Raw genomic sequence first — 9540 nt, 5'->3', positions numbered from 1 at the left:
CAACGGGGCGCGGAATCTGGAGGCCCAGCTGCCCCGGATGCTGGTGGAGTTCCTGCCGCCCCCGGAGGAGCGCCCCCCGCGCCCCCACCGCTTCGGCCGCGAGGAGATGATCGGCTCCGTGGCGGAGGACCTCCAGATGCCGGCGGACCAGGCGGAGCTGGTGATCCGCGCGGTGCTGCGCGCCTTCCAGGATCAAATCACGGAGGGCGAGGCGGACAAGGTCGCCAGCAACCTCCCCGCGGACCTGCAGGCCCTCTGGCGCCTCACGCAGTAGGAGGCGCCAGGGCCGCTTCTTCGCTACTCGGCGGGGCCGCTGCCCGCGCCATCCCCGGTGGTGAACACCGGGGTGCCGCCGGGGATGCTGGGGTCGTGCGGGAGGCTGCCGCGCGGGCTGCGCAGGTAGACGAACGGCGTGGCGAAGAGGAAGTTGCTCACGCGCGACGTGTAGATGTCCGCGTAGCGCTCCACCTGCCGCGCCAGGTGGCTCTTGTCGTTGCCGGCGCGGGTGAGCAGGCCCCAGTGCGGGTTGGACAGCTCCCCGGCCGCGCGGGCCATGGGGCCCAGCTCCGCGTCCAGCGCCTCCAGCTCCGCGCGCAGCTCCGTGAGCCGCGTGACGAGCTCGCTCTCCGTGGCGTCCGTGCGAGGGCCGTACTGGTGGCGGCGGCGCTGGAGCTCCAGGCGCACCTGGCAGCTCTCCGCCTCCAGGCGCTCCTTCTGGACCATGCGCTCGCCAATGCGCACCTCGGTGGCGCGGAAGGCGGCGATGGCGCGCACCTCGTCCTCCAGCTCACGCAGGATGAGCGCGGTGCGCCAGCGCAGCACGTTCTTGGTGACGTGCACGTCGCCGAACATGTGGTCGCCCACGTAGAGGATTTCGTCGCCGGACAGGCCCAGGTGCCGCTCCAGCTCCAGCGCGCTGCCGCCGAAGTAGGGCTTGTTCTTGTCCAGGGGGCCGGAGTGCGGACGCAGGAGCGCCTCGCCGTTGGCCTCCACCACCTCGAAGAGGGTGGAGCGGGTGGTGAAGAACTCGGGCTTGCGCGCGCTGACGATGACGACGTCGAAGAGCTGGCGCCAGGTCATGCCCTCGGGCAGGTGCCGGTCGAAGGCGAAGTGCATCATGGGCTCCGAGTAGGCCCACTCGCTGTTGGTGATGAGCAGCAGCTTCTTGCCGGCGTTCTTCTGGTCCAGCAGCGCGAGCGGCGTCTCCGGGTCGTCGATGACGTAGCGCTCGGGGTCCGCGATGATTTCCGCCTTGAGGCGCCCCTGCATGTGCGTGGCGTCCAGGTTCTTGCGCACGTGCTCGTAGAGGTCCGCGTAGCCCATGGGGCCGGGGAGCTGGCCCGCGTCCAGGCGGTCCACGAGCTGCGCGTAGATGCAGGCCTCGGAGAGGGAGAACAGCGTGTTGAGGAACACCCAGCGCCGGTCGGCCAGGTCGATGACGGTGCGGTTGTAGGCCTCGCGCTGGGACTCGAAGCCCATGGGGAGGCTGCCGTGCAGGGCCTTCTTCACGAAGCCGAAGCGGTTGGCCTTGAGGAGGTTGCCCTTGGCGGTGTCGATGATGAGGCCGCGGATGGCGAGCATCGGGTCGAACGTCAGGTCGGCCACGGGCCAGCCCTGCTCCACCAGACGGTCGCGGATGTACTCGTACGCGCGGCGCTCCCACGCTTCCACGCGGTAGTGGATGAGCGTGTAGTCCATGTCGTAGCCCACGGCCTTGATGGCGCGCATATTGAGGGTGCGGTTGCAGAACAGGCCGCGCTCGGGCGGGGGACCGGAGAAGTGAGGACGCATGGGAGCAAGGCTTGCCAAGGCTTGCTCGCAAAGTCGAGCGGCCCGTGTGCCCGAGTCATCTCGTGGGCAGGCCCAGGCCGTCCAGGTGTCGGAAAGATGGGATACAGGTGCCGTACGCGTCGCGAAGGGCCGGCGAGCGCGCGGACCGAGGGGCAGACACATGTTGGGAATGACGCGGCGTTGGGGCGCGCCCCTGGTGGCGGGAGCCGTGCTGGCGGCGGGCGTGGCCGGGGCGCAGGAGTGGGAGACGGTGGCGACGTCGCCCTACGTGATCAAGGTGCGGCCCCGCCCGGGGACGAAGGCGAAGGACATCTGGGCGGAAGGCGAGCTCAAGGCGAGCGCGTTGCAGATCCAGACGGCGCTGGAGGACCAGGGCTCGTACCGGCTCTTCATGCCGTACGTGAAGGAGTCGCGGGTGGTGCGGCCCACGGACGACGGCGGGCGGCTCACGTACACGCGGCTGGACCTGCCGGTGGTGTCGTCACGGGACTACATCTGCCACGTGGTGACGGAGTCGAAGGTCGCCGCGGACGGGACGGGCGTGTACCAGCAGCGCTGGAAGGCGGAGCCGGACGCGTTCCCTGCCCGGCGGGACGTGGTGCGCCTGCGGCTGAACGAGGGCAGCTGGAAGGTGGAGCCGAAGGGCGAGGGCACATCCTGGGTCGTCTACAAGTTCACGGTGGACCCTGCCGGTTCCGTCCCGGGGTTCCTGGCCAACATGGGACAGAAGGACGCGGTGGTGGACACGCTGCGCGCGGTGGAGAAGCGCGCGAAGTCGCTGGGCGTGGACACGCCTCCCTCGAAGTAGGGGTTGGAGGCGAAGGGGATGGAGGCAGGCGGGCCGGGTGTTCCTTCCGGACGCCATGGCTGACAACTCCAAGATTGAGTGGACGGACGCGACGTGGAACCCGGTGCGCGGCTGCGTGAAGCTGAGCCCCGGGTGCAAGCACTGCTACGCGGAGACGTTCGCGGAGCGGTTCCGGGGCGTGCCGGGCCATCCCTATGAGCAGGGCTTCGACCTGAAACTGATTCCAGGGAAGCTCGCCGAGCCGCTGCGCTGGAAGGCATCCAAGCGCGTGTTCGTGAACTCGATGAGCGACCTGTTCCTGGATGAAGTCCCGGAGGCGTACATCGAGGCGGTGGCGCGGGTGATGGCGCTGGCGGACTGGCACACGTTCCAGGTGCTGACGAAGCGGGCGGAGCGGATGCAGCGGCTGCTGTCCACGCGGCTCGCGTTCGCGGCGAGGCTGCCGAACGTGTGGTGGGGCGTGAGCGTGGAGGACCGGAAGTACGGCCTGCCGCGAGTGAAGCACCTGCAAGCCACGTCAGCGCGGGTGCGGTTCCTGTCCATCGAGCCTCTCTTGGAGGACCTGGGCACGGTGGACTTCACGGGTGTGGACGGAGTGATTGTCGGAGGCGAGAGCGGCGCGAAGGCGCGTCCGCTGGACCCGGACTGGGTGCGCTCGGTGCGCGAGCAGTGTGACGCGGCGGGAGTGGCCTTCTTCTTCAAGCAGTGGGGAGGCAAGCGCAAGGCTGAGGCGGGGCGGGTGCTGGATGGGCGCACGTACGACGCGCTGCCCGGGAGCACGACGGCGCCGTTTCCCGACGATGCCCGGCGCCTGCGGTTGTTGGGGGAAGCCGAAGCACTGGCCGCCCCGTGGCTGACGCCGCCGGCCACGGTGGTGGACGGCGTGATCAGCGCCGCCGCTTCACCTTGAAGAAGTCGATGAGCGCCTTGAGCTTGGGCGCCACGTGGGTCCGGCTCGGGTAGTAGAGGAAGAAGCCGGGGAGGGTGGAGGAGTACGGTTCGAGCACGCGCACGAGGCGCTTCTCCGCGAGGTGCTTCCGGACGCGGCTCTCCGGGACGTAGGCGAGCCCCAGTCCGGCCACGGCGGTGTCCACCTGCAACTCCGAGTCGTCGATGACGACGCGGCCCTCGACGGCGACCTCGATGCGTTTTCCGCCGTCGGTGAGTCCCCAGCGGTAGAGGCCGCCGGTGGTCCTGCTGCGGTAGTTGATGCAGTCGTGGTCGCGCAGGTCACGAGGGTGCTTCGGCTTGCCGCGATTCGCGAAGTACGACGGCGCGCCCACCACGAACATGGCGATGTCGCCGCTCACGGGAATGGCAATCATCTCGCGCTCCACGTGTTCCCCGATGCGGAAGCCCGCGTCGAAGCCCTGCTGGACGATGTCGATGAACGCGTCGTCCAACTGGATGTCCACGCGGATGTCGGGATGGGCGGCGAGGAACTCCGCGAGCCGGGGCCCGAGCACCTCCTGATAGCCATAGCGAGGCAGGGTCAGGCGAAGGAGTCCGGAGGGCCGGTCCCGAAGTTCGCCCAGGGACTCGAAGGCATCCTGCACGCCATGCATCGCGGGCTCGAGCCGCGACAGGAAGCGCGAGCCGGCTTCAGTGAGTCCCACGCTGCGGGTGGTGCGTTGAAGGAGCCGCACGCCGACTCGCTCTTCAAGGGCCCGGAGGCTCTGGCTCACCGCGGAAGGAGTGACGTGAAGCTCCGCTGCGGCGGCGGTGAAGCTCCGCCTGCGAGCCACCGCGAGGAACGCCATGAGGCCGGAGAGGTCGTCGCGCATTCCTTAGCGTAGCTACAAAGCGCATCCAGGGACGACGCGTTTCGGACCGGAGGCCACAGGCGTACTTCATGGGCCAGGAGGCAGTCATGAGCGCACAAGGCAAGGTCTGGTTCGTTACGGGTTCGTCGTCGGGGTTTGGCCGGAGCATCGTGGAGGAGGTCATCGCGAGAGGGGAGCGGGTCGTCGCGACAGCGAGGGACCCGCGCACGCTGGAGGACCTGGTCGCACTGGCACCGGACCGGGTGCTCGCGGTCCGGCTGGACGTGACGAAGGCGGAGCAGGTGCAGGAGTCCATCGCGGCGGCGCTGAAGCGCTTCGGCGCCATCGACGTGTTGGTGAACAACGCGGGCTACACGCTGCTGGGCGCGGTGGAGGAGATGTGCGACGCGGAGCTGCGGGCGGCGTTCGAGCCGTTGTTCTTCGGCGCGGTGGCGATGACGAGGGCAGTCCTGCCGCACATGCGGGAGCGCAGGACGGGCACAATCGTGCAGGTGTCGAGCGTGGCCGGACTGGTCACATATCCCGGTGTGGGCGCGTACAGCGCGGCCAAGCACGCGCTGGAGGGCCTGTCCGAGTCACTCGCGAAGGAGGTCGCGCCCTTCGGAGTGAAGGTGCTCATCGTGGAGCCGGGCATGTTCCGCACGAAGCTGCTGGGCCCGTCATTCCGGTCGATGCCGGAGCTGCCTGCCTACGCGGAGACGGTGGGCCCGATGCGCGCCTACGTGGCGCAGGCCGCCGGCACGCAGCCCGGCGACCCCGTGAAGGCCGCGAAGGCCATCGCGGACGCAGTGGCCGCGGGTGCCCCGACACTGCGGCTCTTCCTGGGACCGGATGCGCCCGGAGCCATCCGCGAGAAGCTGGCGCAGGTAGCGGCGGACGTGGACCGCACGGAGCAGATCGCGCTGGCGATGGGGTTCTGAGGCGATAGTCAGACACTCGTTGAACCATCCGGCGCGGAAGCAAGGCGCGGCGCTTCACGGACGACAGCGGACTTGTAGGGCTGTCGTTGCTTATGGAGCAGGGCGACCAGGAACCAGGCAATGAGACGCCAGAGGCGCACAGCCCTCTGGCTCAAGAGCCCTCGCGGGCGCCAGGGGATGGGGGCTCGGGTTACTGGCGGCCGCTTCTTGAGCCGAGGCACCAGACCCTGTCCGGCAGTCGGACAGGTCTCTCAAGGCCGAGCCCATCACGTCCTCCCCAGCGCGCTCATCATGGAGGCCAGGCTCAACCCCGAGCACTTCCTGGTTCTCGGCGGTAGGCGTGAGGTTGTCGAAGCCGCGCTCCTCCACGAAGGACCGTGCCTTCAATGCTTCGTTCTGCTCAGTGGCTGGCTCAGGACCTTCCAGGCCACGCGCCTCCACGCAAGATCGCACTGTCGGCGTCTCGTCCTGCCCTACGACTGAAGTGGGCGCCTGAAGAGGACGTTCATCCTCGAAATGGCGCACCGCTGTGGCTGGGGCGGAACTGTCGTGGCGGTCCACCTGAGCGTGGTGGGCCTCGGGGGCCACCTGCTCCCGAGGGACAGGAGCGAGTTGGTCGAGCACAAGCTCGTCGTACGTCTTCATCAGCGCCGGCAGCTGATGCTGAAGCGCCTGCACGTCACGCGCATACAGCGCATCCAACGCGCAGAGGACCCACTGGCGCATCGCATCGCCCCCCATGAAGGGCAGCAGCCGGTCCGCGATGCCCCGGAAGGCCCGCTGCAGCGACTGGATGAGGAGCAGGTGCCCGGGCCGTGCCGCCGCCCGGGCAGACAGCCGCAGCAACTCGAATTCCAGCTGCGCGCCGCGCTCCTTGGGGTGGTACCAGCGCGCTGCGTCCTGGAGCGTGTAGAGGGTCTCCCCTAGCCGCTGCAGGTCCAGGTCGGATGCATGCGCGCAGCAGTCGGAGAGCAACTCCACCAGCACTTGGCGCTTGAGGCTGAAGAAGCCCTCCAGAAGGCGCCGGGACTCTTGGGTGCGCGTGTCATGCAGCGCCAGCCCCAGGTTCTCCAGCGTCAGGGACTCGTCCAGCGCCACCGCACGCGCCTGACGCCCGGGACGCAGCACCACCAGGCCCCTCGCCGCCAGCCGCCGCAAGGCCTCGCGCACCGTGCCCCGGCATACCCCGAAGTGGCGCGCCATCATCCGCTCCGAGCGCAGCCCCCCATTCCTCGGCAGCCTCCCCTGCGCAATCTCCCGCTCAAGCTGCTCTTCCACGTACGCCACCAGCCCCACCCTCACCATCCCCGCCGCCTCCTCGCCAATGCTTCGCCCATCCAACCAGATGGGTCTGACATGGACGCGAGCGGCCACCCTGCTGAGCCAGCGCGCCCCCGGGCCGGAAGGGGCGCGAACTGGTCCGACAGTCGGACCAGTTGGGCGATGTCGCCTGCCCGGTGGGCACCTCCACCCGTGCCCCGACCTCCGCTGCTGCTCACGAGTTGGCGAGAAATCGAAGCCTGGCGGCCATGGCCATGGGCCATCCCTCCCGAGACACCCGAACCGTTTTGAGCTCTTAGTGCGTCCAGGCCATTGACGGCGTCGAAGTGGCTCAGATGGAAGGGAACCGGACTCCTGGCAGGACGAGCAGTCGCGTGCCTTCCGCGTCCTGGAGTTCCAGCGTGTAGATACCGCGAGCTTCCAGTGTCAGCGCTTCAGCTTCCACGATGATCCGGGCAGTCTCGGCTTCGGACGTGGGATCGAGCTGGCGCGCCGCCACGACCCTCAATGTCTGCTGATTCGGACCGCTGAGACTGGCCCTTGAGACCTTGCCGGAGAGGGACGTCCGCCCGGAGAATTCCAACTGCACCGCGACCCGAAGCGCGGAGCGGAAGGTCCTGACCTGGAACATCGCGTCCGAGGAATCCGTTTCGGGCGTCTTCAATTGCAACGTCCGGACTCCCTTTTGATCCAGGAGGGCTTCGGACAACATTGCTGTCAGCCCTACGTCGGGACAGGCCCGCTCGGAAACCGGAATGGCTGCGTCGTCAGGAACCCCTCCATCCGCGGCTGCGAGGAGCGGAAGCAGGAACAGGAGCACGCGCCCTCCTATTCGTCGTATCGCCAGATTGACCGCACGGACATCATGTTGGGGACGACGGCCGTGTTCTCATCTCCCCCTTCACTGCGTGGAACGCCCCGCGTCATGTCATCCAGAAACCAGAGTTCAATACAGACGGGAAATGTTTCACCGGTCTTGTTCTGACGCAGTTGCGTGAAACGGCCGTAGACCCGCTTGGCACCGACGTAGAGCGTGCCCGTCAGCATGGAACCGTGCCTCACGCGCCCCTCGCTGCCGACGGTGTACACCGCAGTACGTCCCTCGCGGACGGTGACGAAATCTGAGCGTGTGGTCGGGTCGAACTTGGCGGCCCACTGGATGGTGTCGATCTTCAGCGCTGACATGGCTGCCCTTGCGTCCTGCGGACAGTCCTCCGCTGGAGGCGTTGGGCGATCCACCAGGGGTGCACTGGCGCAGGCCATGCCCGCCATGCAGGACGCAATCGTGGCGGTCTTGAGGGTGCGACCAGGCTTCGGAGACGGCGGAGCAGGAGGCTTTGTTGTCACGGGGGCAGGTTCCTCTTTTGGCGCCACCACGAGGGCAGCGGTCGCCGGTGCGGCGACAGGAACACTGTGCGGGCGGTCTGGCGCGCTCGCCAGTTTATGACCACCTGGGGCGGAAACAGTCTCCAGGACCTCTGGGGTTGTATGACGAGTCCAGCCCCGAAGCAGGACCTCCCAGGTCCCAGGTCCCGCCAGCAGCAATCCGAGGCACCCCGCCACCCCCAGCCAACCCCAGGCTGGGCGTCGGCGTGGGGACTCCACCACCGGAGCCGCCCGAGGCGCGGGCTTCAGGTATGGCTGCGCAGGCCACGCCGGACGGCGGATCTGCTTCGGCGTGCCCGGAATCTCATCGAAGAGGTGCGCCTCGAACGCCGCTGACCCTCCGGACAGCAGGCCCCGCATCAGCTCCGCATGCGCCGCTTCTCCCGTGCTCGGCCGTTGCTCAGGCTCCTTCGCCAGCAGCCGCAGGACGGCCCGCGACAGGGACTCCGGTACCTGCGGGTTGATGTCCCGGGGGGCCGGCGGCAACCGCTCCGTGATGGCCACCGCCAGCAGCTCCGGCTCCTGCTCTGGAGGGAACGGGTAGTGCCCCGTGACGGCCCGGTACAGGCATACGCCCAGTGCATACAGGTCGTCCGCCGCGTTGTATGGGTAGCGCAGCTCCGGCTGTCTCCAATGAAGCTGCTGGAACCGGATGGCCTCCGGACTGCGCAGGTGCAGTGTCCCCGGGGGCAGGGTGGTCGTCGTCAGCGTCGCAGCCCCCGTCTGGTCCCCGGCACCGAAGTCGATGAGCACCGGCACCTGCTCCCGGGGGCGGATCAGGATGTGCTCCGGCTTCAGGTCCCGGTGCAGCACGCCCCTCGCATGCAACACCCCCAGCGTCATCGCCACCGAGCCCCCCACCATGGCCACCTGCCGGAACGTGGGGTTGAACGCCTCCGCCCAGGCGTGCAGCGCCATCCCCTCCACGCAGTCCATGACGAAGTACGGCAGCCCCTCCACTGGATCCGGCCACCGCCCCGAGGCATGCACCCGCACCACGTTCGGGTGCCACGCCCGGTCCAGCAGCAGCGCCATCTCCCGCAGCGCCCGGGCCGGATCCGGATGCAGCGACAGCTTGAGCGCGAAGCTCCGCCCCGGCGCGTCCAGTGGCTCGACCCGGTAGACGGCGCCGTACCCACCTACTCCCAACGTCCCCAGCACGCGCCAGCGCCCCACCACCGCGCCGGGCTGGAGCGCCGCCGGGAACACCTGTGACCCTTCCAGACTCATGGACCCAGAGGGTTGCACGAAGTCCACTCAACCTGGAAGGTCACGTTGCCCGCGCGCTGGATCAAACTCCGGGCTCATGTGCTCTCACGTCAGGAAGTCTCACCCCGGGGCCCTCGCGGAATGCTCCCAGCGGAATGCGTCGGTGGTGACTGAAATGTGACATGAACAAGTCGCGGAACGAGCGGGGTGTGTCAGACGGATTTGGTGTATTGAGCCGCGTCTCACCGCAGCACCTCCCCCCACTCAGGAGTTCCTGATGCGTCGTCTTGGCACAGCCCTTCTTGCCGTGAGCATGCTCGCTGGTTGCGGTCCCGGTACCCAGGCGGAGACTCCCCCCGAG

The 9540-nt window shown here is 68.4% G+C and carries 9 protein-coding genes; 4 read left to right on the top strand and 5 right to left on the bottom strand.

What is annotated here, in order from left to right; all coding sequences use genetic code 11:
* A partial coding sequence (locus D7W81_RS36275; RefSeq protein WP_147445753.1) for a DUF2267 domain-containing protein occupies window positions 1-274 on the top strand: 274 nt, incomplete at its 5' end.
* A 23-nt stretch (window positions 275-297) separates the two neighbouring features.
* Here D7W81_RS36275 and D7W81_RS36270 read toward each other — a convergent pair.
* Window positions 298-1791 carry an HAD-IG family 5'-nucleotidase gene (locus D7W81_RS36270; RefSeq protein ID WP_120559950.1) on the bottom strand — a complete coding sequence of 498 codons (1494 nt, stop codon included), beginning with the start codon at window positions 1789-1791 and terminating at the stop codon, window positions 298-300.
* A gap of 160 nt (window positions 1792-1951) precedes the next feature.
* On the opposite strand from D7W81_RS36270, the gene D7W81_RS36265 reads away from it, so the two are divergent.
* Together D7W81_RS36265 and D7W81_RS36260 are read left to right on the top strand one after the other, a co-directional pair.
* Window positions 1952-2599 (top strand): SRPBCC family protein, encoded by a 648-nt coding sequence (locus tag D7W81_RS36265; protein ID WP_120559949.1) that lies wholly within the window; start codon window positions 1952-1954, stop codon window positions 2597-2599.
* 55 nt (window positions 2600-2654) lie between these two features.
* The gene (locus D7W81_RS36260; protein WP_120559952.1) at window positions 2655-3509 is read left to right on the top strand and encodes a DUF5131 family protein; all 855 of its coding nucleotides are present in this window, start codon (window positions 2655-2657) and stop codon (window positions 3507-3509) included.
* Here the strand turns inward: D7W81_RS36260 and D7W81_RS36255 are convergent.
* A complete protein-coding gene (locus D7W81_RS36255; protein WP_120559948.1) occupies window positions 3487-4383 on the bottom strand; it encodes a LysR family transcriptional regulator in 897 nt (298 codons plus the stop codon). The two genes, D7W81_RS36260 and D7W81_RS36255, sit on opposite strands and share 23 nt — an antisense overlap.
* Before the next feature lie 86 nt (window positions 4384-4469).
* On the opposite strand from D7W81_RS36255, the gene D7W81_RS36250 reads away from it, so the two are divergent.
* Complete coding sequence (locus D7W81_RS36250) at window positions 4470-5303, top strand: oxidoreductase (RefSeq protein ID WP_120559947.1); 834 nt, start codon at window positions 4470-4472, stop codon at window positions 5301-5303.
* Window positions 5304-5393: 90 nt separating this feature from the next.
* Here the strand turns inward: D7W81_RS36250 and D7W81_RS36245 are convergent, their stop codons facing one another.
* The 3 genes from D7W81_RS36245 to D7W81_RS36235 all read right to left on the bottom strand — a co-directional run bounded on the left by D7W81_RS36245 (window position 5394) and on the right by D7W81_RS36235 (window position 9200).
* A complete protein-coding gene (locus tag D7W81_RS36245) occupies window positions 5394-6608 on the bottom strand; it encodes a FadR/GntR family transcriptional regulator (RefSeq protein WP_120559946.1) in 1215 nt (404 codons plus the stop codon).
* Between the two features lie 307 nt (window positions 6609-6915).
* Window positions 6916-7404, bottom strand: coding sequence for a DUF2381 family protein (locus D7W81_RS36240; protein ID WP_120559945.1), 489 nt, complete (start codon window positions 7402-7404; stop codon window positions 6916-6918).
* 8 nt (window positions 7405-7412) lie between these two features.
* Window positions 7413-9200, bottom strand: coding sequence for a serine/threonine protein kinase (locus D7W81_RS36235; RefSeq protein ID WP_120559944.1), 1788 nt, complete (start codon window positions 9198-9200; stop codon window positions 7413-7415).
* Window positions 9201-9540 lie beyond the last annotated feature (340 nt).

The sequence above is a fragment of the Corallococcus aberystwythensis genome, assembly GCF_003612165.1.
Lineage (GTDB): Bacteria > Myxococcota > Myxococcia > Myxococcales > Myxococcaceae > Corallococcus > Corallococcus aberystwythensis.
This window is presented reverse-complemented; position numbering and strand designations above follow the sequence as displayed.